Source organism: Vibrio sp. HDW18, from assembly GCF_011306175.1.
Lineage (GTDB): Bacteria > Pseudomonadota > Gammaproteobacteria > Enterobacterales > Vibrionaceae > Vibrio > Vibrio chanodichtyis.
Genome location: NZ_CP049913.1, coordinates 1,588,763 through 1,612,802 on the forward strand (window position 1 = coordinate 1,588,763; position 24,040 = coordinate 1,612,802).

36 protein-coding genes are annotated in these 24,040 nt (G+C 48.4%); 27 read left to right on the plus strand and 9 right to left on the minus strand.

Annotated elements, in window-relative coordinates; translation table 11 throughout:
- Positions 1-15: 15 nt before the first annotated feature.
- The 21 genes from rpsC (at position 16) to rplQ (ending at position 10,307) form a co-directional block, all read left to right on the plus strand.
- Complete coding sequence (gene rpsC / locus G7083_RS07730) at positions 16-717, plus strand: 30S ribosomal protein S3 (protein ID WP_000529940.1); 702 nt, start codon at positions 16-18, stop codon at positions 715-717.
- Between the two features lie 11 nt (positions 718-728).
- Positions 729-1,139 carry a 50S ribosomal protein L16 gene (gene rplP / locus G7083_RS07735; RefSeq protein WP_000941216.1) on the plus strand — a complete coding sequence of 137 codons (411 nt, stop codon included), beginning with the start codon at positions 729-731 and terminating at the stop codon, positions 1,137-1,139.
- Positions 1,139-1,330: a 50S ribosomal protein L29 gene (rpmC, locus tag G7083_RS07740; RefSeq protein WP_166014260.1), complete on the plus strand. Its 192-nt coding sequence runs from the start codon at positions 1,139-1,141 to the stop codon at positions 1,328-1,330. Before rplP ends, rpmC begins: the two co-directional genes overlap by 1 nt.
- The gene (gene rpsQ, locus G7083_RS07745) at positions 1,330-1,584 is read left to right on the plus strand and encodes a 30S ribosomal protein S17 (protein WP_001280802.1); all 255 of its coding nucleotides are present in this window, start codon (positions 1,330-1,332) and stop codon (positions 1,582-1,584) included. Before rpmC ends, rpsQ begins: the two co-directional genes overlap by 1 nt.
- Positions 1,585-1,745: 161 nt before the next feature.
- Positions 1,746-2,117: a 50S ribosomal protein L14 gene (gene rplN / locus G7083_RS07750; protein WP_166014261.1), complete on the plus strand. Its 372-nt coding sequence runs from the start codon at positions 1,746-1,748 to the stop codon at positions 2,115-2,117.
- A gap of 12 nt (positions 2,118-2,129) precedes the next feature.
- Positions 2,130-2,447, plus strand: coding sequence for a 50S ribosomal protein L24 (rplX, locus tag G7083_RS07755; RefSeq protein ID WP_000729176.1), 318 nt, complete (start codon positions 2,130-2,132; stop codon positions 2,445-2,447).
- A 24-nt stretch (positions 2,448-2,471) separates the two neighbouring features.
- A complete protein-coding gene (rplE, locus tag G7083_RS07760; RefSeq protein ID WP_001096208.1) occupies positions 2,472-3,011 on the plus strand; it encodes a 50S ribosomal protein L5 in 540 nt (179 codons plus the stop codon).
- Between the two features lie 17 nt (positions 3,012-3,028).
- Positions 3,029-3,334: a 30S ribosomal protein S14 gene (rpsN, locus tag G7083_RS07765; protein WP_166014262.1), complete on the plus strand. Its 306-nt coding sequence runs from the start codon at positions 3,029-3,031 to the stop codon at positions 3,332-3,334.
- 29 nt (positions 3,335-3,363) lie between these two features.
- A complete protein-coding gene (gene rpsH / locus G7083_RS07770) occupies positions 3,364-3,756 on the plus strand; it encodes a 30S ribosomal protein S8 (protein WP_000062614.1) in 393 nt (130 codons plus the stop codon).
- Between the two features lie 14 nt (positions 3,757-3,770).
- Entirely contained in the window at positions 3,771-4,304 is a 534-nt protein-coding gene (rplF, locus tag G7083_RS07775) for a 50S ribosomal protein L6 (protein WP_166014263.1), read from the plus strand.
- 9 nt (positions 4,305-4,313) lie between these two features.
- Positions 4,314-4,667, plus strand: a complete 354-nt coding sequence (gene rplR, locus G7083_RS07780; protein ID WP_000358092.1) for a 50S ribosomal protein L18 — start codon at positions 4,314-4,316, stop codon at positions 4,665-4,667.
- Positions 4,668-4,681: 14 nt separating this feature from the next.
- Positions 4,682-5,185 carry a 30S ribosomal protein S5 gene (rpsE, locus tag G7083_RS07785; protein WP_001040927.1) on the plus strand — a complete coding sequence of 168 codons (504 nt, stop codon included), beginning with the start codon at positions 4,682-4,684 and terminating at the stop codon, positions 5,183-5,185.
- Between the two features lie 6 nt (positions 5,186-5,191).
- On the plus strand, positions 5,192-5,368 hold the full coding sequence (gene rpmD, locus G7083_RS07790; RefSeq protein WP_000201159.1) for a 50S ribosomal protein L30: 177 nt from the start codon (positions 5,192-5,194) through the stop codon (positions 5,366-5,368).
- Between the two features lie 5 nt (positions 5,369-5,373).
- Positions 5,374-5,808, plus strand: coding sequence for a 50S ribosomal protein L15 (rplO, locus tag G7083_RS07795; protein ID WP_166014264.1), 435 nt, complete (start codon positions 5,374-5,376; stop codon positions 5,806-5,808).
- 20 nt (positions 5,809-5,828) lie between these two features.
- Positions 5,829-7,163: a preprotein translocase subunit SecY gene (secY, locus tag G7083_RS07800; protein WP_166014265.1), complete on the plus strand. Its 1,335-nt coding sequence runs from the start codon at positions 5,829-5,831 to the stop codon at positions 7,161-7,163.
- A gap of 37 nt (positions 7,164-7,200) precedes the next feature.
- Positions 7,201-7,314, plus strand: coding sequence for a 50S ribosomal protein L36 (gene rpmJ, locus G7083_RS07805; protein WP_039969906.1), 114 nt, complete (start codon positions 7,201-7,203; stop codon positions 7,312-7,314).
- Positions 7,315-7,463: 149 nt separating this feature from the next.
- On the plus strand, positions 7,464-7,820 hold the full coding sequence (gene rpsM / locus G7083_RS07810; protein ID WP_000090771.1) for a 30S ribosomal protein S13: 357 nt from the start codon (positions 7,464-7,466) through the stop codon (positions 7,818-7,820).
- A gap of 19 nt (positions 7,821-7,839) precedes the next feature.
- Positions 7,840-8,229, plus strand: coding sequence for a 30S ribosomal protein S11 (gene rpsK, locus G7083_RS07815; RefSeq protein ID WP_001118870.1), 390 nt, complete (start codon positions 7,840-7,842; stop codon positions 8,227-8,229).
- Positions 8,230-8,256: 27 nt separating this feature from the next.
- Complete coding sequence (gene rpsD / locus G7083_RS07820) at positions 8,257-8,877, plus strand: 30S ribosomal protein S4 (protein ID WP_166014266.1); 621 nt, start codon at positions 8,257-8,259, stop codon at positions 8,875-8,877.
- Between the two features lie 24 nt (positions 8,878-8,901).
- Positions 8,902-9,894 (plus strand): DNA-directed RNA polymerase subunit alpha, encoded by a 993-nt coding sequence (gene rpoA, locus G7083_RS07825; RefSeq protein ID WP_166014267.1) that lies wholly within the window; start codon positions 8,902-8,904, stop codon positions 9,892-9,894.
- A 26-nt stretch (positions 9,895-9,920) separates the two neighbouring features.
- Positions 9,921-10,307 carry a 50S ribosomal protein L17 gene (gene rplQ, locus G7083_RS07830; RefSeq protein WP_001216360.1) on the plus strand — a complete coding sequence of 129 codons (387 nt, stop codon included), beginning with the start codon at positions 9,921-9,923 and terminating at the stop codon, positions 10,305-10,307.
- 372 nt (positions 10,308-10,679) lie between these two features.
- Here rplQ and G7083_RS07835 read toward each other — a convergent pair whose 3' ends face one another.
- Complete coding sequence (locus G7083_RS07835; protein ID WP_166014268.1) at positions 10,680-11,300, minus strand: FKBP-type peptidyl-prolyl cis-trans isomerase; 621 nt, start codon at positions 11,298-11,300, stop codon at positions 10,680-10,682.
- Between the two features lie 258 nt (positions 11,301-11,558).
- Between G7083_RS07835 and G7083_RS07840 the strand changes: the two genes are divergently transcribed.
- Entirely contained in the window at positions 11,559-12,125 is a 567-nt protein-coding gene (locus tag G7083_RS07840) for a LysM-like peptidoglycan-binding domain-containing protein (RefSeq protein WP_166014269.1), read from the plus strand.
- Positions 12,126-12,139: 14 nt separating this feature from the next.
- Here the strand turns inward: G7083_RS07840 and G7083_RS07845 are convergent, their stop codons facing one another.
- Positions 12,140-12,610 (minus strand): GNAT family N-acetyltransferase, encoded by a 471-nt coding sequence (locus tag G7083_RS07845; RefSeq protein WP_166014270.1) that lies wholly within the window; start codon positions 12,608-12,610, stop codon positions 12,140-12,142.
- Between the two features lie 200 nt (positions 12,611-12,810).
- On the opposite strand from G7083_RS07845, the gene dbpA reads away from it, so the two are divergent.
- The 5 genes from dbpA (at position 12,811) to cysC (ending at position 18,430) form a co-directional block, all read left to right on the plus strand.
- On the plus strand, positions 12,811-14,193 hold the full coding sequence (dbpA, locus tag G7083_RS07850; protein ID WP_166014271.1) for an ATP-dependent RNA helicase DbpA: 1,383 nt from the start codon (positions 12,811-12,813) through the stop codon (positions 14,191-14,193).
- Positions 14,194-14,484: 291 nt separating this feature from the next.
- Entirely contained in the window at positions 14,485-15,351 is an 867-nt protein-coding gene (cobA, locus tag G7083_RS07855; protein WP_166014272.1) for a uroporphyrinogen-III C-methyltransferase, read from the plus strand.
- A gap of 55 nt (positions 15,352-15,406) precedes the next feature.
- Entirely contained in the window at positions 15,407-16,315 is a 909-nt protein-coding gene (cysD, locus tag G7083_RS07860) for a sulfate adenylyltransferase subunit CysD (protein WP_166014273.1), read from the plus strand.
- Positions 16,316-16,332: 17 nt separating this feature from the next.
- Positions 16,333-17,766: a sulfate adenylyltransferase subunit CysN gene (gene cysN, locus G7083_RS07865; protein ID WP_166014274.1), complete on the plus strand. Its 1,434-nt coding sequence runs from the start codon at positions 16,333-16,335 to the stop codon at positions 17,764-17,766.
- A 7-nt stretch (positions 17,767-17,773) separates the two neighbouring features.
- A complete protein-coding gene (gene cysC / locus G7083_RS07870; protein ID WP_166014275.1) occupies positions 17,774-18,430 on the plus strand; it encodes an adenylyl-sulfate kinase in 657 nt (218 codons plus the stop codon).
- Positions 18,431-18,493: 63 nt separating this feature from the next.
- Here cysC and G7083_RS07875 read toward each other — a convergent pair whose 3' ends face one another.
- The 7 genes from G7083_RS07875 to G7083_RS07905 form a co-directional block, all read right to left on the minus strand.
- Positions 18,494-19,390 carry a TIGR03899 family protein gene (locus G7083_RS07875; RefSeq protein ID WP_166014276.1) on the minus strand — a complete coding sequence of 299 codons (897 nt, stop codon included), beginning with the start codon at positions 19,388-19,390 and terminating at the stop codon, positions 18,494-18,496.
- A gap of 197 nt (positions 19,391-19,587) precedes the next feature.
- On the minus strand, positions 19,588-20,109 hold the full coding sequence (locus G7083_RS07880; RefSeq protein WP_166014277.1) for a DUF3299 domain-containing protein: 522 nt from the start codon (positions 20,107-20,109) through the stop codon (positions 19,588-19,590).
- A gap of 52 nt (positions 20,110-20,161) precedes the next feature.
- Positions 20,162-21,421 (minus strand): ABC transporter permease, encoded by a 1,260-nt coding sequence (locus tag G7083_RS07885; RefSeq protein WP_166014278.1) that lies wholly within the window; start codon positions 21,419-21,421, stop codon positions 20,162-20,164.
- Positions 21,418-22,134 carry an ABC transporter ATP-binding protein gene (locus tag G7083_RS07890; protein WP_166014279.1) on the minus strand — a complete coding sequence of 239 codons (717 nt, stop codon included), beginning with the start codon at positions 22,132-22,134 and terminating at the stop codon, positions 21,418-21,420. The genes G7083_RS07885 and G7083_RS07890 overlap by 4 nt, the downstream gene beginning before the upstream one ends.
- An 80-nt stretch (positions 22,135-22,214) precedes the next feature.
- A complete protein-coding gene (locus G7083_RS07895; protein WP_166014280.1) occupies positions 22,215-22,889 on the minus strand; it encodes a DUF2796 domain-containing protein in 675 nt (224 codons plus the stop codon).
- 49 nt (positions 22,890-22,938) lie between these two features.
- The gene (locus G7083_RS07900; protein WP_166014281.1) at positions 22,939-23,229 is read right to left on the minus strand and encodes a DUF2607 family protein; all 291 of its coding nucleotides are present in this window, start codon (positions 23,227-23,229) and stop codon (positions 22,939-22,941) included.
- A gap of 171 nt (positions 23,230-23,400) precedes the next feature.
- Positions 23,401-23,952, minus strand: a complete 552-nt coding sequence (locus G7083_RS07905; RefSeq protein ID WP_166014282.1) for a YtfJ family protein — start codon at positions 23,950-23,952, stop codon at positions 23,401-23,403.
- Between the last annotated feature and the right edge of the window lie 88 nt (positions 23,953-24,040).

The window sequence follows — 24,040 nt, forward strand, 5'->3', positions numbered from 1 at the left end:
CTAGGAGAGTAAGCAATGGGTCAGAAAGTACATCCAAATGGTATTCGTCTAGGCATCGTTAAGCCTTGGAATGCTACATGGTTTGCTAACACCAAAGATTTCGCTGACAACCTAGACGGCGACTTCAAGGTGCGTCAATACCTGTCTAAGGAATTGGCAAACGCGTCTCTGTCACGCATCGTTATCGAACGTCCAGCGAAGAGCATCCGTGTGACTATTCACACTGCTCGTCCAGGTGTTGTTATCGGTAAAAAAGGCGAAGACGTTGAAAAACTGCGTGCAGCAGTAGCAAAAATTGCTGGCGTACCAGCGCAAATCAACATCGCTGAAGTACGTAAGCCAGAGCTGGATGGTCAGCTTGTGGCTGATAGCATCGCGTCTCAACTAGAGCGTCGCGTAATGTTCCGTCGTGCGATGAAGCGCGCGGTACAAAACGCAATGCGTCTAGGCGCTAAAGGTATCAAAGTGGAAGTAAGTGGCCGTTTAGGCGGCGCTGAAATTGCTCGTTCAGAGTGGTATCGTGAAGGTCGCGTACCTCTACACACTCTACGTGCTGACATTGATTACGCAACTTCTTCGGCTCACACCACCTACGGTGTAATCGGCGTGAAAGTCTGGATCTTCAAAGGTGAGATCCTAGGCGGAATGCCAGCAGCAACTGAAGCTGCAGAGCCAAAGGCTGACAAGCCTAAGAAGCAGCGTAAAGGCCGTAAGTAAGGAGTCGACAGATGCTACAACCTAAACGTACTAAGTTCCGTAAGGTTCAGACTGGTCGTAACCGTGGTCTAGCGAAAGGCACTGAAGTCAGCTTCGGTAGCTTTGGTCTTAAAGCTATTGGCCGTGGTCGTCTGACTGCTCGTCAAATCGAAGCGGCACGTCGTGCTATGACGCGTCATATCAAGCGTCAAGGTAAAATCTGGATCCGTGTGTTCCCAGACAAACCAATCACAGAAAAACCACTAGAAGTTCGTCAAGGTAAGGGTAAAGGTAACGTTGAGTACTGGGTAGCCCAAATCCAACCTGGTAAGGTTATGTACGAAGTTGATGGTGTACCTGAAGAATTGGCGCGTGAAGCGTTCCGCCTAGCGGCTCGTAAACTGCCATTCAAGACTACATTTGTAACTAAGCAGGTGATGTGATGAAAGCACAAGATCTACGCGAAAAGAGCGTTGAAGAGCTGAACACTGAGCTACTGAATTTGCTGAAAGAGCAGTTCAACTTGCGTATGCAAGCTGCGACTGGTCAGCTGCAGCAAACTCATACTCTGAAAGCTGTACGCCGTGATATCGCACGTGTGAAAACTGTTTTGACTGAGAAGGCAGGCGCATAATGAGCGACAAAATTCGTACTCAACTAGGTCGTGTTGTTAGCGACAAGATGGACAAGTCTATCGTTGTTGCTATCGAGCGCATGGTGAAGCACCCGATCTACGGTAAATTCGTTAAGCGCACGACTAAAGTACACGCACATGACGAAAACAACGAGTGTGGCATTGGCGACACCGTTGAAATTCGTGAATGTCGTCCACTGTCTAAGACTAAGTCTTGGACTTTGGTGAAAATTGTAGAAAAAGCGAAGATTTAATCTCTCCTTTTCTCGCAATTCAGGCGGCTCCAATTATTTTTGGAGCCGCTTGTTTTTTGACTACCCAATCAAAAAAAAGGGTGGTACAATTCGCGTCCCTTTAAAGAGGCAGCCCGACCCGAGATGGGTCTAGTTTTTTTAATATTTAGCGGAGCACTAACATGATCCAAATGCAAACTACCCTGGATGCAGCTGATAACTCAGGCGCTCGCAGCGTAATGTGTATTAAGGTTCTGGGTGGCTCTCATCGTCGTTACGCCCACGTTGGCGACATCATCAAAGTTACTGTTAAGGAAGCAATTCCTCGCGGTAAAGTGAAAAAAGGTGATGTATTAAAGGCGGTGGTAGTTCGCACCCGTAAAGGCGTACGTCGTCCAGACGGTTCTGTCATTCGCTTCGACCGTAATGCTTGCGTACTGTTGAACAACAACAGTGAGCAACCAATCGGTACACGTATCTTTGGTCCAGTGACTCGTGAACTTCGTAATGCGAAATTCATGAAGATTGTATCACTGGCTCCAGAAGTTCTGTAAGGAGCGGCAACAATGGCAGCTAAAATCCGTCAAAATGACGAAGTAATCGTTCTTGCTGGTAAAGACAAAGGCAAGAAAGGTAAAGTAACGAAGGTTCTGGCAACTGGTAAAGTTATCGTTGAAGGTATCAATCTAGTTAAGAAACATCAGAAACCTGTTCCTGCAATGGGTGTCCAAGGCGGCATCGTTGAGCAAGAAGCAGCAATCGACGTTTCTAACATTGCGATTTTCAACGCAGCAACTGGTAAAGCAGACCGCATCGGTTTCCGTTTTGAAGATGGCAAGAAAGTTCGTTTCTTCAAGTCTAATAACGAAATCGTTTCTAACTAATTAGAAGTAATTTGGAGTTCTACTATGGCGAAACTGCATGATTACTACAAGTCGTCTGTAGTCGCTGAACTGACCAAACAGTTCAGTTACACAAGCGTCATGCAAGTCCCTAGAATTGAGAAAATCACCCTCAATATGGGCGTTGGTGAAGCAATCAACGATAAGAAACTACTCGAAAATGCAGCGTCTGATATGGCGATCATCTCTGGCCAAAAGCCACTGATCACTAAAGCGCGCAAATCTGTAGCTGGTTTCAAAATCCGTGAAGGCTACCCAATCGGTTGTAAAGTAACCTTGCGTGGCGAACGCATGTGGGATTTCTTAGAGCGTTTGATCTCTATCGCTCTTCCACGTGTACGTGATTTCCGCGGTGTTAACGGCAAGTCTTTTGACGGTCGTGGTAACTACAGCATGGGCGTTCGCGAGCAAATCATCTTTCCGGAAATCGACTACGATAAAGTCGATCGTGTACGCGGTCTTGATATCACTATCACGACTACCGCTGGTACCGATGAGGAAGGCCGTGCTCTGCTGGCTGCCTTTAACTTCCCATTCCGTAAGTAAGGTGAAGGGTTACTGTTATGGCTAAACAATCAATGAAAGCACGTGAAGACAAGCGTGCGAAGCTGGTAGCTCAGTTCGCTGAAAAGCGTTCAGCTCTGAAAGCTATCATCAGCGATGTAAACGCATCTGAAGAAGATCGTTGGAACGCGGTTCTTAAACTGCAATCTCTTCCACGTGATTCAAGTCGTTCTCGTCAGCGTAACCGTTGCAACCAAACTGGTCGCCCACACGGTTTCCTGCGTAAGTTCGGTCTAAGCCGTATTAAAGTTCGTGAAGCTTGCATGAAAGGCGAGATTCCAGGACTTCGTAAGGCTAGCTGGTAATTGCCACTTAATCATTTGGAGTAAAGTTTATGAGCATGCAAGATCCGATTTCGGATATGCTGACCCGCATTCGTAACGGTCAGGCAGCAAACAAAGTTGCTGTAAAAATGCCTTCTTCAAAGCTGAAAGTTGCAATTGCTGCACTTCTGAAAGCAGAAGGTTATATCGCTGATTTCGCTGTTGAAGGCGAAGTAAAAGCTGAGTTGGAAATCACGCTTAAGTATTTCCAAGCAAAACCAGTAATCGAGCAAATCAAACGCGTTTCTCGTCCAGGTCTTCGTGTTTACAAGAAGAAAGACGAGCTGCCATCTGTAATGGGTGGTCTAGGCGTTGCTGTCGTTTCCACTTCCAAGGGTCTGATGTCAGACCGCGCTGCTCGTAAAGCAGGTCTTGGCGGTGAAATCATTTGCTACGTAGCATAATTAAGGAGTAGAACATGTCTCGTGTTGCTAAAGCACCTGTCGCTATTCCAGCTGGCGTAGAGGTGAAACTGAACGGCCAAGAGATCACTATCAAAGGTGCTAAAGGCGAACTTTCTCGCGTTTTCCACAAAGGTGTAGTGATCGCACAAGAAGACAACCAACTGACTTTTGGTCCACGTGAAGGCGTAGCCAATGCATGGGCACAAGCAGGTACTGCACGTGCTCTAGTTAAGAACATGGTTGTTGGTGTTACTGAAGGCTTTACTAAGAAACTCGTACTGAAAGGTGTTGGTTACCGTGCTGCTATGAAAGGCAACGCTGTAGGCCTGACTCTGGGTTTCTCTCACCCTGTTGAGCATGAACTGCCAGCGGGTATTAAAGCTGAATGTCCTAGCCAAACTGAAATTGTACTGACTGGTTGTGATAAGCAAGTAGTTGGTCAAGTTGCGGCTGACATTCGTTCTTACCGCGCGCCTGAGCCATACAAAGGCAAAGGTATTCGTTACGCAGATGAAAATGTGCGTAGTAAAGAAGCTAAGAAGAAGTAAGGTAACACTATGGATAAGAAAGCATCTCGCATCCGTCGTGCTACACGTGCACGTCGTAAGATTGCAGAACTGGGTGCAACTCGCCTAGTAGTACACCGTACTCCTCGTCACGTGTACGCACAAGTGATTGCAGCTAATGGCTCTGAGGTTATCGCCGCCGCTTCTACTGTAGAAAAAGCGATCCGTGAGCAAGTGAAATATACCGGTAACATCGATGCAGCGAAAGCAGTGGGTAAAGCTGTTGCAGAGCGCGCTCTTGAAAAAGGCGTAACTGTAGTTGCGTTCGATCGTTCTGGTTTCCAATACCACGGTCGAGTAGCAGCGCTAGCAGATTCTGCTCGCGAAGCTGGTCTGAAATTCTAAGGTAGGGTTGGAAGATGGCTAAAGAACAACAAGTTCAAGCGAATGATTTGCAAGAAAAATTAATCGCAGTTAACCGTGTTTCTAAAACGGTTAAAGGTGGTCGAATCATGAGCTTTACTGCACTGACTGTAGTTGGTGACGGTAACGGTCGTGTAGGTTTCGGTTACGGTAAAGCCCGTGAAGTACCTGCAGCGATCCAAAAAGCAATGGAAAAAGCACGTCGTAGCATGGTTACGATCGCGCTGAACGAAGGTACTCTTCACCACCCAGTGAAAGGTCGCCATTCGGGCTCTAAAGTTTACATGCAGCCTGCTGCAGAAGGTACTGGTGTAATCGCAGGTGGTGCGATGCGTGCAGTACTTGAAGTTGCTGGTGTACACAACGTTTTGTCTAAAGCGTACGGTTCTACTAACCCAATCAACATCGTTCGTGCAACGATTGATGCGCTAGTGGACGTGAAGTCACCAGAAATGGTTGCTGCTAAGCGTGGTCTAACTGTTGAATCAATTTCGGAGTAAGAACACATGGCAACTATTAAAGTAACTCAAACTAAAAGCTCAATTGGTCGCCTGCCAAAGCATAAAGCTACACTGCGCGGTTTAGGTCTTCGTAAAATCAACCACACAGTAGAACTTGAAGATACGCCATGTGTTCGTGGCATGATCAACAAGGTTTACTACATGGTTAAAGTTGAGGAGTAATCATAATGCTATTGAATACTCTATCGCCGGCAGCGGGTTCTAAACATGCTCCTAAGCGTTTAGGTCGTGGTGTTGGTTCAGGCCTTGGTAAAACAGGTGGCCGTGGTCACAAAGGTCAAAAGTCACGCTCTGGCGGCAAAGTTCGTCCAGGTTTTGAAGGCGGTCAAATGCCTCTGAAACAGCGTCTACCAAAATTCGGTTTCACTTCTCGTAAGAGCTTTGTGACTGCTGAAGTTCGCCTGTCTGAACTGGCGAAAGTAACTGGTGACGTAGTTGATCTGAACGCTCTGAAAGCAGCAAACCTTGTTACTAAAAACATTGAGTTTGTGAAAGTTGTTCTTTCTGGCGAGATTAACAAAGCAGTGACTGTAAAAGGTCTGCGCGTGACTAAAGGCGCTAAAGCTGCAATCGAAGCTGCAGGCGGTAAAATCGAGGAATAATCTCGAGGATTGAGGTACAGATGGCTAGAAAACCAGGACAAGATTTTCGTAGTGCTCAGAGCGGCTTAAATGAACTAAAGTCGCGCTTATTCTTTGTAATTGGTGCACTTTTAGTATTCCGAGCCGGCTCTTTTGTGCCGATCCCTGGTATTGACGCTGCTGTACTTGCCGAATTGTTCGAACAGCAAAAAGGTACCATCGTTGAAATGTTTAACATGTTCTCCGGTGGTGCCCTTGAGCGTGCATCTATTTTAGCTCTGGGCATCATGCCGTATATTTCGGCGTCAATTGTTGTCCAGTTGCTAACGGTAGTTCATCCCGCGTTAGCCGAACTCAAGAAAGAGGGTGAAGCAGGCCGTCGTAAGATCAGCCAATATACGCGTTACGGCACGCTTGTACTTGCAACATTCCAAGCGATTGGTATTGCAACAGGCTTACCAAACATGGTCAACAATCTGGTTGTTATCGACCAAACCATGTTTACCCTGATTGCGACCGTGAGCTTAGTAACCGGTACCATGTTCTTAATGTGGTTAGGTGAACAGATTACAGAGCGCGGAATTGGAAATGGTATTTCGATACTGATTTTTGCAGGTATTGTTGCTGGATTGCCTTCGGCAATCGGTCAAACAATCGAGCAAGCGCGTCAAGGTGAACTGCATGTACTTCTTCTGCTGTTAATTGCAGTGTTAGCTTTTGCTGTGATTTACTTCGTTGTTTTCATGGAGCGTGGTCAACGTCGAATCGTTGTTAACTACGCGAAGCGTCAACAAGGTCGTAAAGTGTTCGCAGCGCAAAGCACTCACCTGCCGTTGAAAATCAACATGGCTGGTGTAATCCCTGCGATCTTTGCGTCAAGCATTATCTTGTTCCCTGGAACATTGGCGCAGTGGTTTGGTCAGAACGGTGAAAGCAGCGCATTTGGTTGGTTAACCGATGTGTCTTTAGCATTGAGCCCAGGCCAGCCTCTGTATGTAATGCTTTATGCAGCGGCGATTATCTTCTTCTGTTTCTTCTATACAGCGTTGGTGTTTAACCCACGTGAAACAGCAGACAACTTGAAGAAGTCTGGTGCATTCGTACCCGGTATCCGCCCAGGTGAACAGACAGCGAAATATATCGATAAAGTGATGACACGTTTAACCCTTGCGGGTGCACTGTATATTACTTTTATCTGTCTGATCCCTGAGTTCATGATGGTTGCGTGGAACGTACGTTTCTACTTTGGCGGCACATCACTACTGATTGTCGTTGTCGTGATCATGGACTTTATGGCACAGGTACAGACCCATTTGATGTCTCATCAGTATGAGTCTGTGTTGAAAAAAGCAAATCTGAAAGGCTATGGCCGTTAATACGGCAGCAGTTCAGATAGATTTACGGAGTTTAGCAATGAAAGTTCGTGCTTCCGTTAAAAAAATCTGCCGTAACTGTAAAATTATCAAGCGTAACGGTGTCGTTCGCGTGATTTGCAGTGAGCCAAAGCACAAGCAGCGCCAAGGCTAATTAGCAGAAATTTTTTACTTGAAAATTAAGGTAGTGTCGAGTATATTCCTCGGCCTACCTTTTGCGTGCAAAAGAAGTAGTATACCGCAACGTATCCTCGACGGGCTTTGTTGCGGGTAATTCTTTGATGAAAGTACTAGGAGTGCATAGTGGCCCGTATAGCAGGCATTAACATTCCTGATCATAAACATGCTGTAATCGCACTAACTGCGATCTACGGGATCGGTAAAACCCGTTCAAAAGCTATTTTAGCTGATTTGGGTATTGCTGAGAGTGTTAAGATCAGTGAACTAACTGAAGAGCAGATCGATCAACTGCGTGATGGTGTAGCTAAGTACACTGTAGAGGGTGATCTACGTCGTGAAGTTTCCATGAACATCAAGCGCCTAATGGATCTTGGTTGTTACCGTGGTCTTCGTCATCGTCGCAGTCTACCACTACGTGGACAGCGTACTAAAACCAACGCTCGCACCCGTAAGGGTCCGCGTAAGCCGATCAAGAAATAATCGGGAAGGGTAGAGTACAATGGCTAAACAACCAACTCGCGCACGTAAGCGTGTACGCAAGCAAGTTGCTGATGGCGTAGCGCATATCCACGCATCTTTCAACAACACAATCGTTACCATTACAGACCGTCAAGGCAATGCTCTTGCTTGGGCTACTGCTGGTGGTTCTGGTTTCCGCGGTTCTCGTAAGTCTACTCCGTTCGCTGCACAAGTTGCTGCTGAGCGTTGTGCTGAAATGGCTAAAGAATACGGCCTAAAGAACCTAGAGGTTATGGTTAAGGGTCCTGGTCCAGGTCGTGAATCTACTGTTCGCGCTCTGAATGCAGCTGGTTTCCGTATCACGAACATCGTTGATGCTACACCAATCCCTCATAACGGTTGTCGTCCACCGAAGAAACGTCGCGTTTAACGTTTCTAGGAAGATTGGAGAAAGATCATGGCAAGATATTTGGGTCCTAAGCTGAAGCTTAGCCGCCGCGAAGGTACTGACTTATTCCTTAAGTCAGGCGTTCGTGCGATTGATACCAAGTGTAAAATTGATAACGCACCAGGCGTACACGGCGCTCGTCGCGGTCGTCTGTCTGAGTATGGCGTTCAGCTTCGTGAGAAGCAAAAAGTTCGTCGTATTTATGGCGTTTTAGAAAAACAATTCCGTAACTACTACAAAGAAGCTGCGCGCCTGAAAGGCAACACAGGTGAAAACCTGCTTCAGCTTCTGGAAGGTCGTCTGGATAACGTAGTTTACCGTATGGGTTTCGGTGCGACTCGCGCTGAATCACGTCAGCTGGTTAGCCACAAAGCTATCCTAGTGAACGGTAAAGTAGTAAACGTTCCTTCTTTCAATGTTGCGGCAAACGACGTTGTTGCAGTTCGTGAGAAAGCGAAAAAGCAATCTCGCATTAAAGCAGCTCTAGAAGTTGCTGAACAACGCGAAAAACCAACTTGGATTGAAGTCGATGTAAACACGATGGAAGGTACTTTCAAGCGTCTGCCTGAGCGTTCCGATCTGTCGGCTGACATCAACGAACAATTGATCGTCGAGCTTTACTCTAAGTAAGGTTTAAACTAAAGAGAGGACACAATGCAGGGTTCTGTAACAGAATTTCTTAAGCCACGTCTTGTTGATATCGAACAAATCAACACGACACACGCAAAAGTAACTCTTGAGCCGTTAGAGCGTGGTTTCGGTCACACTCTGGGTAATGCACTTCGCCGTATTCTTTTATCTTCAATGCCAGGTTGTGCTGCTACTGAAGTAGAGATTGAAGGCGTTCTTCACGAGTACAGCACCAAAGAAGGTGTTCAGGAAGATATCCTTGAGATTCTCTTGAACCTGAAAGGTCTGGCTGTTCGCGTTGCCGAAGGCAAAGACGAAGTGTTCATTACACTGAACAAATCAGGCTCGGGCCCTGTGGTTGCAGGTGACATCACCCATGATGGTGATGTAGAGATCGTAAACCCTGAACACGTTATTTGTCATCTAACTGCTGACAATGCTGCGATCGCTATGCGTATCAAAGTAGAACGTGGTCGTGGTTATGTTCCAGCTTCTGCCCGTATCCATACTGAAGAAGACGAACGTCCAATTGGTCGTCTGCTTGTTGATGCCACTTTCAGCCCAGTAGACAAAATTGCCTACTCAGTTGAAGCGGCTCGTGTTGAGCAGCGTACTGACTTGGATAAACTCGTTATCGATATGGAAACGAATGGTACTCTTGAGCCTGAGGAAGCAATCCGTCGTGCAGCAACTATTCTTGCTGAGCAATTGGATGCGTTCGTAGATCTTCGTGATGTGCGTGTACCTGAGGAGAAGGAAGAGAAGCCAGAATTCGATCCGATCCTACTGCGTCCTGTAGACGATCTTGAACTAACAGTTCGCTCTGCTAACTGTTTGAAAGCAGAAGCGATTCACTACATCGGTGATCTGGTACAGCGCACTGAGGTTGAGCTTCTTAAAACGCCAAACCTCGGTAAGAAGTCTCTTACAGAGATTAAAGACGTGCTTGCATCACGTGGTCTGTCTCTGGGCATGCGTCTAGAAAACTGGCCGCCAGCGTCAATCGCTGAAGATTAATCGATAATAGTTAGAAGGATTAGGTCATGCGCCATCGTAAGAGTGGTCGTCAACTCAACCGCAACAGCAGTCATCGCAAAGCGATGTTCAGCAACATGGCTAGCTCTCTAGTACGTCATGAAGTTATCAAGACTACTTTGCCAAAAGCGAAAGAGCTGCGTCGCGTCGTTGAGCCTTTGATTACACTAGCTAAGACTGACAGCGTTGCTAACCGTCGTCTAGCATTTGCTCGCACTCGTGATAACGAAGTGGTAGCAAAACTGTTTAACGAATTAGGTCCACGTTTCGCTGCACGTCAAGGCGGCTACACTCGTATTCTGAAGTGTGGTTTCCGTGCAGGTGACAAAGCTCCAATGGCATACATTGAGCTGGTTGATCGCCCAGAAGCTGCTGTTGAAGCTGCTGCTGAGTAATCAATTCGTCATGCAATAAAAGAGCCGGGCTAGCCCGGCTTTTTTTATTGCTGTTTTTTGCTGTATTTGGCTTGTAAACGGAGTGTGATGTGATTGGCATTAGGTTACGGGCACTCTATCGCGATAGGTTTGCTGGATATTGTGGCTACCGTTCGCCGAGCGACTCTTCTTGGTTGCGACTGGTGTTTTATTAGATCCACTGCTGGCAAAATCTAGACTCACAGTCCCGCTAAACTGACCTCTCGCCTAATCCTATTCAAGCGTGACCTATTGGTGTCACTGTCATCGTCATCAGCGCCATTATTGAGTCTGTAAAAAAAGAGCGACCCTTAGGATCGCTCTTTATCGTTGTTGGTAAGCGCAAAGCCAATATTACAGAATATCTAACAGCTCTACTTCGAAAACCAGTGCTGCAAATGGTGGAATAGCGGCACCTGCGCCACGCTCACCATAAGCTAGGTCTTGTGGAATATAGAGTTTCCATTTTGAACCGACAGGCATCAGTTGCAATGCATCAACCCAACCACGGATCACGCCAGTGACTGGGAATTCAGCAGGTTGACCACGAGAGACAGAGCTGTCGAACACAGTGCCATCGACCAGTTGGCCATGGTAGTGAACACGAACTGATTTGTCGGCAGTTGGGATAGCCCCGTTGCCTTCAACCAATACTTCGTATTGCAGGCCAGACTCAAGAACCGTGACTTCTGAACGCAGCGCGTTATCTTGCAGGAATGCTTCGCCTTCTGCAGCCGCGACTTTAGCGGCCTCTTGGTGTGCTTGTTCTGCACGCATATGCATGGTTTGTAGGGCTTGGTTGATTTCATCTACTGAAATTGCAGGTTGTTCGCCAACCAGTGCGGTTGCGATACCAGCGGCAATCGCTGCCACATTCAGACCTTCTAAGCCGCTACCCGCCAGTTGTTGACCCATTTGTAGGCCAATGCCATAACTGGCTTTTTGTTCTACGGTTTCAAATGTTACTTCAGACATAAAAGTCACTCTTGGTCGTTCAATAAAGGCGACAGAATAACAGGTTAGGCAGAGTCATGAAACGGTTATCCCATGTGGGGTTGCTATGCCAAGTAAGTGGGTTATGGTCCGTCATCGTGGCATTGGCTTGTGACTTAGCGCAGAAAGTTCAGCAAAAAATTTCAAGTTTGTGTCAAGCTTTGGCTTTCATGCGACTCGACTCTATACTCTAACCTTATGAATTTTTATACTGTAGGCTAGTAATTAAAGGATTTGAACATGAATCGCCGCCACAAGAAGCCGCCGCAAACTGATTATCTGGCCTTGGTACAAAATTTTTGGCAACGACTGGATTGGCCGCGCTATCGTCAGCGGTTGCAAGAGTTATGGCTTGCACTGCCGCTGCGGCATCGACGGAGTTTGATGGTGCTGATCCCCGTTGTGCTCGGCTTGATGGTGATCCCATTACCGGATAAGTCAACCGCACTCAATGCAGCGCCTGCGGCTGCGCAGAGGATTGAAGTCGGGATCAATACCCAGAGTTTGAGTGAACAAGGTTCGCCAACGCCGAGTGAACTTAAATCATCGGCTTGGCAAGAGTACGTGGTTCGCCAAGGTGATACTTTATCGCAAGTGTTTCGGATTAATCAGTTGCCATTAAGTGATATCAATGGGTTGGTCAAGGTTGAAGGCGCCGATAAGCCGCTTAGCCAAATTCAAGCAGGACAACTGATCCGTTTTAAATTGGCGGAAAATGGCCAGTTGGATATTTTGCAACTGGAGCGCAATAGCCAATCAGTGATGTTCTTTCGCCTCTCTGATGGCGGTTTTGGGCGCAGCAAATAAGATGAGTGCGCAGTTTAGTCTGCGCAGCGCTCAGATCCGTCCCTAATCATATCGATGTGCCAAATCCCATCCTCGATATAGGGCTCGGAGGTGGCGATAAAGCCATAGCGAGCATAAAACTCACCAAGATACTGTTGAGCGCCAATTTCGATGATTTGTTGTGGCCATAAGCGTTGGCACTGCTCAAGTGCGGTCTGCAATAATTGATGTCCAAGCCCATTGCCCCGCGCGCAGGCCTTGGTCGCCACTCGGCCAAAGCTGACATTCGAGTAACTTACCCCAGGCGGCAGTAAACGTGCGCAAGCCACTAATTGTGATCCTTGATAGCCAAGCAAATGTTGCACGCCGCTGAGGCAATCCTTGTCATCCAATTCGGGATAAGCACAGCACTGTTCTACCACGAAGACGTCCACTCTGAGTTTAAGGAGTTGATACAGCTGTTCGGTAGTTAATTGGCAAAAAGGCACACATTGCCAGTGGATCATGATTATCTCCTTGATAATAAAGTTAATGCTCGTGGTTTGATTTGCTTTGAACTGCGCTGAACGGGGGGTAATTATTACTGCGCAGCGCCATTTTCTCTAGCGTTAAGCATAGCGCGAAAAATTTAAATCAAGATTCACTGGAGCTGAGGCGTAAAATAACGATAATAGCGCTTCTTTTTTCATCACACTAAGGATCCCCCTTGAACACCAACTCTTTTGCGGCTTTGAACCTGAAGCCTGAATTACTCGCGAACCTTGAAACGATGGGGTTTGCCACAATGACTCCGATTCAGGCGCAATCTCTTCCCGCAATCCTCAATCAACAGGATGTGATTGGTCAAGGTAAAACGGGCTCGGGCAAAACGGCTGCCTTTGGTCTTGGGGTATTGTCTAATCTCAATGTAAAACGCTTTCGGGTGCAAGCCTTAGTGTTGTGTCCAACTCGTGAACTTGCCGATCAAGTGGCGACCGATATTCGAACCTTAGGTCGCACCATCCACAATATTAAAGTGTTGACTTTGTGCGGCGGGATGCCGATGGGGCCACAGATTGGCTCGTTGGAACATGGCGCGCATATTTTGGTTGGCACACCAGGGCGTATTTTGGATCACCTGAGTAAAGATCGTATCGATCTTAGCGAACTCAACACGCTGGTGCTGGATGAAGCGGATCGCATGTTGGAAATGGGCTTCCAAGAAGCGTTAGAAGCGATTGTGGCTGCAGCACCTACTGATCGCCAAACCTTGCTGTTTAGCGCTACTTTCCCTGCCAGCATTGAGAAAATTGCGCAAAATGTTACCCGTAATGCAACGATGATCCAAGTCGCCGCCACTCATGATACCTCAACCATTCGCCAATATTTTTATAAGGTGGATGGCAGCGAGGCGCGTGATCAAGCGCTTGAAACGCTGTTGTTACATCATCAACCTAGCTCAGCGGTGGTTTTTTGTAATACCAAGCGAGAAGTGCAAAATGTCGCCGATACCTTGCATCAAGCCGGCTTTAGTGTGATTGAATTGCACGGTGACTTAGAGCAGCGTGAGCGCGACCAAGCGTTAGTCCAATTTGCCAATAAGAGCATCTCGATTTTGGTGGCGACCGATGTGGCTGCGCGTGGCTTGGATGTGGATAACCTTGATGCGGTATTTAACTACGATTTATCACGCGATCCTGAGGTGCATGTGCACCGTATCGGTCGTACAGGCCGAGCTGGCAGCAAAGGTTTAGCATTTAGCTTTTTTAGCGATAACGAAAGCTATCGTGTAGCACAAATTGATGAATACATGGATATCGCGATTGAACCGGCCACCTTGCCACAGCCGGCCGCTGGCGCGCGTCCATATTTGTCGAACATGATCACGATTCAGATTGATGGTGGTAAAAAAGACAAAGTTCGTCCCGGTGATATTCTCGGGGCATTGACCAGTGATGGTGAGCTGACGGCGGCGCAGATCGGCAAGATCAACCTCTTCCCGATGCGTGCTTATGTGGCGGTGGATAAAAAAGTGGTGCACAAAGCCCTCAACAAAATCGCCAACGGTAAGATGAAAGGACGCCAGTTCCGCGCTCGTTTACTCAAATAATCCCATGATGTTTGCTCAGCCATACATCGCTATGGCTGAGACTCCATAATGTGGATCCCAATCCGCAGCACTGTGACATCGCAGCGCTGCGTGATCCACTTAGCCAATCCGACCTTGCTGTACCTCTCCGACCTTTGCCAGTTATGCACTTACGCTGCTAAACCTTACACACTCCTATATCAGTTTTTGGAATAAAGAATGAAATTATAGAATTTCAGGTAATAATCAGAACTGCGCATAATGCCTGCAACAAACCCCATAGGATTTCAGGTAATAAGCAGGAGCTCGATTATGTCGCAGGATGCGCTAGCCACTTTTGGTCAATCCCCTCGTTTTTCGGTAGTCGAAGGCTCCAGTTATCTGCGTGCGGCCCGTAGTCAACTGCCAGCAGGCGAAGTTGCGTTAGTTGGCGCAGGTCCGGGCGATCCTGAGCTGCTGACCGTGAAAGCACTCAGCTATCTGCAGCAAGCGGACGTGGTGCTGTATGACCACTTAGTTTCCGAACCCATCATGGCGCTTATCCCAAGTACGACCATTTTAGTCTGCGTTGGCAAACGTGCCGGTCATCACAGTGTGCCACAAGCGAAAACTAATCAATTGTTGGTCGATTTTTCTCGGCAAGGTTATCGCGTGGTGCGGCTTAAAGGGGGGGATCCTTTTATGTTTGGCCGTGGTGGTGAAGAGCTCGAAGTGCTGTTTGAGGCTGGTGTCAAATTTCAAGTTGTGCCCGGCATTACTGCTGCCGCCGGAGCCACCGCGTATGCCGGTATTCCATTGACGCACCGCGATTATGCGCAGTCTGCGCTCTTTGTGACTGGGCATTTACAGGCACAAGCCGAAGCATTGGATTGGTCAACCTTGGCGCGTAGCCAGCAAACTTTAGTCATCTACATGGGGCTTGGCAACGCAAGCATGATTAGTGAGCAATTACAGCTGCATGGTCGCCAAGCCAGCACTCCCATCGCCATCATCGAACGTGGCACGCAAACTACGCAGCAAGTGCAAATTGGTACGTTACACAACTTGCCGAGTTTGGCGGCCAGTGCGGCGGCTCCCGCGCTGATTGTGGTCGGTGAGGTAGTGGCGCTGGCGACTAAGCTGCACTGGTTTGGTTCTTGCGCTACGCCAATCTCGCGTGAGGCCGCGCAATTCGCTTAATGGTCAATCGGCTTAGTAGTGAAGTGGTTTCAGTCGCAAACAAGGAAGAGACAATATGGTTCAACAAGCTTTAACCCATTTACAACAGTTGGAAGCGGAAAGCATTCATATTATTCGTGAAGTGGCGGCTGAGTTTGCCAATCCGGTGATGATGTATTCGATTGGTAAGGACTCCTCGGTAATGCTGCATTTGGCGCGTAAAGCGTTTTATCCCGGCAAAATTCCCTTTCCTTTGTTGCATGTTGATACCGACTGGAAGTTTCGCGACATGATCACATTTCGCGATGCGACCGCTAAAAAATATGGTTTTGAACTGCTGGTACATAAAAATCCACAAGGATTAGCCGCGGGGATTAACCCGTTTGTGCACGGTTCGGCCAAGCATACCGACATTATGAAAACCCAAGCTTTGAAGCAAGCGCTTAACAAGTATGGTTTTGATGCCACTTTTGGTGGTGCGCGGCGAGATGAAGAAAAATCGCGAGCGAAAGAGCGAGTCTATTCATTTCGCGATAAAAACCATACTTGGGATCCGAAAAATCAGCGTCCAGAGCTATGGCGAACCTATAACGGCCAGATCAACAAAGGCGAAAGCATACGGGTGTTTCCACTCTCTAACTGGACCGAGCTGGATATTTGGCAATACATCTATCTCGAACAGATCGAGATTGTACCGCTGTATCTGGCGGCAGTGCGCCCTGTGGTCGAGCGAGATGGCATGTTGATCATGGTTGATGATCAGCGGATGACCCTGCGTGATGGTGAGCAGATTGAGCACAAAAGCGTGCGTTTTCGCACCTTAGGTTGCTATCCATTGACCGGCGCCATTGAGTCGCACGCCAGTAGCCTGACCGAAATTATTGAAGAGATGCTGGTGGCGACCTCAAGTGAACGGCAAGGCCGCGCGATCGACCACGATCAGTCGGGATCAATGGAACTGAAAAAACGGCAAGGTTATTTCTAAGCATCGCAGGAAAGCGTATGAATAATGCAATCAAACAGCAGCTCGCTGAGCTTGGTATTGAAGCTTACCTCAAGCAGCATCAACACAAATCGTTACTGAGATTGTTAACCTGTGGTTCGGTCGATGATGGCAAAAGCACTCTGATCGGCCGTCTGCTGCATGACACTAAACAGATCTATCAAGATCAGTTGGCTGCGGTGCATCACGATAGCCAACGGGTCGGCACCACAGGTCAGCGTCCAGATTTAGCCTTGCTGGTGGATGGCTTACAAGCCGAACGTGAACAAGGCATCACCATTGATGTGGCCTACCGCTATTTTTCAACCGAGCGCCGCAAATTTATCATTGCCGATACACCGGGGCATGAGCAGTACACGCGCAATATGGCGACTGGTGCATCCAACTGCGATCTGGCGGTGATCTTGATTGATGCGCGTAAAGGGGTGCTGGATCAAACCCGTCGCCATTCATTTATCGCTCATTTACTGGGTTTACGGCATTTTGTGGTGGCGGTGAACAAGATGGATCTGGTCGATTACTCTGCATCGCGTTTTGAGCAGATCCGCGCTGAATATCTACAATTTGCTGAGCATCTACAAGGTGATATTGATATTCAGATCATCCCGATCTCAGCCTTAGAAGGCGATAACGTGGTGGAACCAAGCCGCGTCATGGATTGGTATCAAGGTCCATCACTGTTGGGATTGCTGGAACAAGTGAATATAGATCGCGACAAGAGCGGGGCGGAATTTCGCTTTCCGGTGCAGTATGTCAATCGTCCCCATCTCGATTTTCGGGGTTTTTCCGGCACTATCGCCGCTGGAGTGATCAAGGTTGGCGATAAGATCAAAGTATTGCCATCGGGAAAAACCTCGCAGGTGACCCGGATTGTCACCTTTGATGGTGAGTTGTTGCAAGCCCAAGCTGGATTGGCGGTCACGCTAACCTTAGCCGACGAAATTGACATCAGCCGTGGCGATTTACTGGTGCAGGAAAATTCAGCGCTTGAGAGCACCCATCATCTGTTGGCCGATGTGGTGTGGATGACCGAACAAGCATTGCAAATCGGTCGTGATTACGACATTAAAATTGCCGGTAAAAAGACGGTCGGCCAACTACAAGCGCTGCACCATCAGTACGATATTAATAATCTATCCACTTATCCGGCTGAAAGTTTACCGCTTAACGGGATTGGTTTATGTGAGTGGACGTTTACCCAACCCGTCGCGATTGATCACTATCTGGCTTGTGCCGATACCGGCGGTTTCATCATCATCGATCGCCTAACCAATGTCACGGTCGGTGCGGGCTTGGTGCGTGAGAGCGTGCAGCATCGGCCAGCGCAAGCGACGCCATTTTCCAGCTTTGAGGTCGAACTCAATGCATTAGTACGTAAACATTTTCCGCATTGGCAAGCTATCGATGTTAGTCGTTTAGGGCAAAGTGAGTGAGGATCGTATGACAGTTCAAGCAGAGAATATGCGTGATCAGCGATGGGAGCGTCAGCCCAATATCGTGTGGCATTCTCATCGTGTGGATAAAACGCAACGTGCCACGCTCAAACAGCAGCGTCCAGCGGTACTTTGGTTTACTGGGTTATCTGGCGCGGGGAAGTCGAGCGTGGCGGGGGCTTTGGAATATCGCTTAGCCGAGCTTGGTTATCACACCTATTTGTTGGATGGTGATAATGTTCGTCACGGTTTATGCAGTGATCTCGGTTTTTCAGCGCAAGATCGGCGCGAGAATATCCGACGAATTGGCGAATTGGCCAAATTGATGGCGGATGCGGGGTTGATTGTGCTGACTGCGTTTATTTCGCCCTATCGTGCTGAGCGACAGATGGTGCGTGATTTGTTGCCTAGCGGTGAATTTATTGAGGTGTATGTCAATACGCCGCTGGCAGTGTGTGAGGCGCGCGATGCGAAAGGTTTGTATCAAAAAGCCCGTGCTGGGGAAATTCGGCACTTCACTGGGATTGATTCCGAGTACCAAGCGCCACTCGATCCTGAGATTGATCTAATGGCCGCAGAAAAAAGCATCGAAGCGTTAGTTGAGCAATGTCTCACCGAGTTGAGCCTGCGCGGCATTATCTCCCACAATGATGTTACTGGCTGAGTGAATGCGCCAAACAGGATGGCGTGTTCGTTGATGTGCAAGCCATTTTTCAGTTATGTGTGGTCATACCGCATGATGCATTGAGTTGCTGACTTCTGTTTGCAGCGTGAATTTCTGATTCAGTAACGCGATCAACTGATCGTAGTAAGTCTGGTTAAACTTATTGCCGAGTAAGCGACATAGTTCATTACCCGTCGGGCTGAAGCGATAATAGATCAGGCGTACCGCTTTGCTATGGGGCTGTAACTGAAGGTGTTTACCTTGATAGTTGAGTAGGAGTGGCGGATCGGTTTCAATCTCACCGGACTCTAATTCAGTCGCGTGCAGTAGCCCAAGTTCAATCAGTACTAATAAACTGGAGTAGGGCAACTGATGGCTACCGATATTGATGGTTTGAGTGGTGATGCGTTTCGCGAAACTGAGCAGGCTATGCTGGGCTTTGTAGCCAATCAGCAATTTTAAGCTGCTACTCGCGCCAAAGCTGCAGGCTAAGCTCGCGGCACGCTGCAGAATTTGCGCCTCTTTCGGGGTCATAGTTTGCAGAACTTTGAGCGCTTTCATTGAGGTAAAACCAGGGTTGGTGACCTCGCGTTTTAGCACTTGTGCCCACAACTGCTGCATTGCGCGGCTGTGAATATCTTGTGCCATGTCAAAAAAACGGTATAGCCAGTCAGGATCTGGGTCGCCGGAGCTTTCATTGCGGCAAGAGCTGTGAGCCAGTTTAATGATCTGCTCTAAGTTTTTTTGGCGCAGTTCTTTATGGCGACGTTCACGCTGTATCGCCCGCTCTAACAGGCTAGTTTTCGGTGTTTCGCTCAGTAATAGGCTATCTAAACCATGCTGACGGGCGATGCCTAAGATCCGACTGGCGCTGTCTTTAAGATGCTGGGATTGTGTGCGTTGCTCTTGGTTGTGTGGCGTGTCATGCTCGATCACAACTGGCGTAGGATTGTCTGCCATGTGCTACCTGAAAATCTCTGCTACGGGGTGGACGTCGAGTGTAAAATTTACTCTGTTCACCGCTTGCCAGCCAGTGAAACTCTTGGATTTAGCGCATAATTTTGCGCTCTGATCGCAAAAGTGGTGACGGAGAAAGCTGCGGCAGGTTCGAGTGCGGGGATGTCAGCCTCCCAACGTTGAGCCGAGAGGCTTAATACTTACATATCGTCGTATTCGGCGATGTCCGTGCCAATTAGGGTATAGGCGGTTTCGGCCAGATCATGACTGAGTGATTCGGTTTTCAATTCGCCAATCACATAAATCACATCCCACAGCTCTTGGATTGGAGCGCCTTTAGGAAACTTGACGTAAATAATCTGGTTAGGTGGCGGTGGTGGCACGTGAATACATGCACCAAAGTAAGGCACCAATAAAAACTCGGTGACCTTTTTATCATCGCCTTCAAGCGGGATCACAAAGCCGGGGATTTTGACCCGACTGCCGTTCAGCTCCTTACGGACAGTGCCAATCTGTTGCTGCTTGGCTGGTTCATTACCGTTATGATCCGGCATCGGCATACCTTGTTGATCAAACAAGTTGCGCTCATTCTCTGGAATGAGATCGAGCCAGTCGAGTTGTAACACATCCTGCTCACTGGCAGTGGTGTCTTGATTAGCCAATAGTGGCGTTGAGAACAGCGGCGCCATGATGAGGCTCGCTATCAACATAAAACGTTTCATCGAATGCTTCCTTGTGATCCTTCTCGTTGTGAGTCAGTCACCTATTTTATTCCTATAAGCGAATGGTCATGCCATCACTGAGCGATTGTCGATAAGCGCGCAGTGCGGGAATAAACCCAATCATTATACCTGCCAGTTGTACGCAGCCGAGCAACTGCCATTCATAAGCGGTTAACCCAGCTAGCGCAATTTGAATGCCGTACTGGCTTGCAATCAGTGGCGCGGCGAGCGCCAGTAGCAGATAAAGCACACTCACGCCAAGCAGGATGCCCACGAGTGTCAGTACACTTGCTTCGCTGACCAGCAAAGCAAACACATGCTGTGGCCTTGCGCCCATTGTACGTAAGATCGACATCTCTCTGCGCCGCTCTTGTAAGCTGGTCAGCAAGCTACTGAGCATACCGAGCAACCCTGCTATCACCACAAAAATGGAGACGGCCATCAGTGCTTGCTCAGCGACGGACATCATACCCCACAACTCATGTAGTGCGACGCCCGGCATAATAGCGCTGAGCGGCTCGTACGGATAGCTATTGATCTGGCGTTGCAAGGCAAAAATTTGGATTTTCGATTTGACCCCTAGCAACATAGCGGTGATCTGTTTCGGGGTAAAATCGCGCTGCGCCAGTTGTTCGGCACTGCTGTGCTGACCAAGGTTGGCCCCTGATTCCCATCCGACATGGATCGCCTCTATCGCTTCTAAGGAAACATGCACCGTTTTATCGACTGGTGTGCCCGTAGGTGCCAAAATGCCGACCACAGTAAAGGGCTGGTTATCGTGGCGGCTAAAGCCGACATCGCTGATCCCGTGGGCGATGATCATTGGGCTGCCAATCTGATAGCCGAGCGATTTTGCTACATCGGAACCAATGACGGCTTCAAAGAGGCGATTAAATTCAGTGCCTTGTAAGAAAGTAAGTGGTTGCTTACTACCATAGCGGTAGTGCTCAAAATAGCTATGGTTAGTGCCAAGGACGCGAAATCCTTTATGTGAATCTCCCAAAGAGATCGGGATGGTCCATTTTACCGCCGGATGCTGGCTAAATTCTTGATAACTGTGCCAATCAATATTGTTGGTGGCATTGCCAATTCGAAATACTGAATAGAGCAGTAAATTGACCTGACCAGAGCGCCCGCCAACGATGAGATCCGTACCGGCAATGGTGTTGGCAAAGCTCTGCTTGGCTTGAGTGCGGATCCGCTCCACCCCGAGCAGCAATACCACGGCGATCGAGACGGTTAATACAGTTAATAGTGCGCTGGCTTTGCGGTTGAGTAGGCTTTTCCATGCCAAATTCAGGATAACTTTCATTGCCAACCTCCTGCACGATTGAGGGTGGGTAAGTGGACACTTCGCTCAAAAAGCTTTTCTAGTGTTGGGTCATGGCTAACAAACACTAAAGTGGAACCAACGCGCTCGGCTTCTTCACGCAGCAGTGCAATAAAAGCTTCGCGATTATCGTGATCCAGCGCTGATGTCGGTTCATCGGCGATGATGAGTTGTGGCTCACCGATCAGCGCTCGCGCAGCGGCGACGCGTTGCTGCTGGCCGATACTGAGTTCTGTCACCGGCTTATTGAGTAAAGCGCTTGGCAGATGCAATCTTTCGAGTAGCGATTGGGCTTGGTGCACCAAAGGGCCGTTGACTTGTTGTCTGCGCAGAGCGGAAAAGTGGCATGGTAAGGTCACGTTATCTAACACCGACAGATAAGGCAGTAGATTAAATTGTTGGAAAATATAGCCTATATGGTCGGCGCGGAAGCGATCGCGCTGACTGGCACTCAAGCGGCTTAAGTCACTGCCAAGTAAAGATACGACACCTTGTGTTGCAGTGTTAATGCCGGTTAAAAGGCTCAGTAAGGTGGACTTGCCGCAGCCACTTGGGCCTTTGACAAACAGGTGTTCACCCCGAGCTATCTGTAAATGGGCAATATCCAAGGTGGGGGTGCTGGCTCCCGGCCAACAGAACACCACATCATTTAACTCAATCACGGATGAAGTAGGATCAGAATGGTGAGCAGGCATAATGGCTCCTCATGTGTACAGGGAAATCAAAGCATCTCCAATAAGGGATAGGTGAGAGTCACCCATCCCGAGCGCTGGAATTACAGTTTGATAAGCGCTTGCTTAGCGTTCAGTTGTAGCGCACTTTGCTGCTTTTCGGTTAACACATTAGCTTGGATTTGTTCGCTGCTTGGGAAATATTGGAACCATTGTGTATCGATCTGTTGGAGCTGATCGACAGCTTCACAGTGGAACTGATATTGAGCGCTGAATGAGCCGTGTTGATGGTTGTCATGCTGATGATCGTCATGTGCATGGCCATCATGATCGTGGTGTTCATGTTCAGCGTGATCGTGCGCGGTGTGGTGATCGTGGGTAGTATGGTTGTGTTGGTGCTTTTCACCGGGTTGATAAGCATGACGGTCTTGGTATTGCTTACCACCCAATGAGTATTGGATAAACACTTCACGTTTTTCGCAGCGCGCTTGCTGATTGATGATAAACAGTTGATCGGCATGGTGCAGTGTGTCGAGTGCTTGCTGCAAGGTGTGTTGCTGGGCCTCATTTTGTGGCTCATGCTCAAAGCCAAGCACATCTGCGCCTGGTGCGGTGATTTCAATCAGTAAGTCGTGACCATCTTGAGCAATGTTTAGTTCAACGTGGCCATGTACATGCGCTTCGTGCTGACGATGTTGATGGTCAGAGTGATGATCGGCAAATACGTTGCCAGAAAGTGTCGCGCCAATCATCAGCGCAATCATTGTTGGGTAATGCATGAAAAACTCCTAATAAAACAAAAAAAAGAAACAATCGGTTTGATTTGTTTTATGCCGCAGGTGGTGAGCGAGCAAAATAGGAGTGCAGCAGCAGTGTGCGTTGAATCGGCTGGGCTACTTGGCTTTGCGGTGGCGTCTGCGGCCACTGAGGCAGTCGCCACTGTGTGCTAGGCAATCCATGGTTAACCCCAGCAAATAACTGACAATCATGCTGCCAATGGTGTTCAGGATGTGCATCGAATTGGTGATCAATCACCGCTACGTTAAACCATAGCACTAGTGCCATCGTCAGTAGAGCGACGATGGATAAGCGCGATCGGTGCAACATAGGTTTGAGCATTATGGCAGACCTGCAGTGAATGAGGTTTGTTATAATATAACAATTCACCAATCAGGCAAGCAGTGATTCAGTGCACTGCGCGGATGTTCAATCGATGATTCGGTGAGCAAGTCAGTCCTTACTCACCGATGCTGCACGCGTTAAGTGGTTAACGCTGCCGATCTTGGTTGATCACAACTGTTGCTCAATCAATCCAAGCACGCTGGCAATTTCGGCCTCGCTGAGTGCGCCTTCTTTCACCCACAGCACCTGACCTTGCTCATCTAGCACTATGATAGTGGAAGATTCGGCGGGTAGCTGCCATGCTTTAGCCACTGCACCGGATTTATCCAGCACCATCGATGACCAAGGGAATTGTTGCTTGCTGTCCTGCGCTGATGATTTCACCAGTGCGCCGGTGCCCCACAGCGCATCATCTTGATTGATGATGGTGGTGGTTTGGTAGCGTTCGCTAGGAAATTTTGCCGCTGAGATTGCGTCCATTAATGGTGCATTGAGCTGTTTTGCACTACTGCGTCCAGCGATGGCTTGGATCACGCGCACTTTGCCAACCATGTGTTGTGAGTTCCACGCTTGATAGCTGAACTGCTGTTGTTGGAGTAGGATTTCGCCATGTTGCTCGACAGTTACGGCTGGCACGGCTGCGCCAAGGGTTAGATTGTGGGCCAACGCAAGCGTTGGTGAGCATGCCAAGAGTAAGGCAATCAAAGTTTTATTGTGCATTGAGTTATTTCCTTCGGTTAAGCCGGTGCAGATATAGCATATAAATGGTTGCCAGCGAAAAATTCTGCGGGCCTGCTTGCCGTGATCG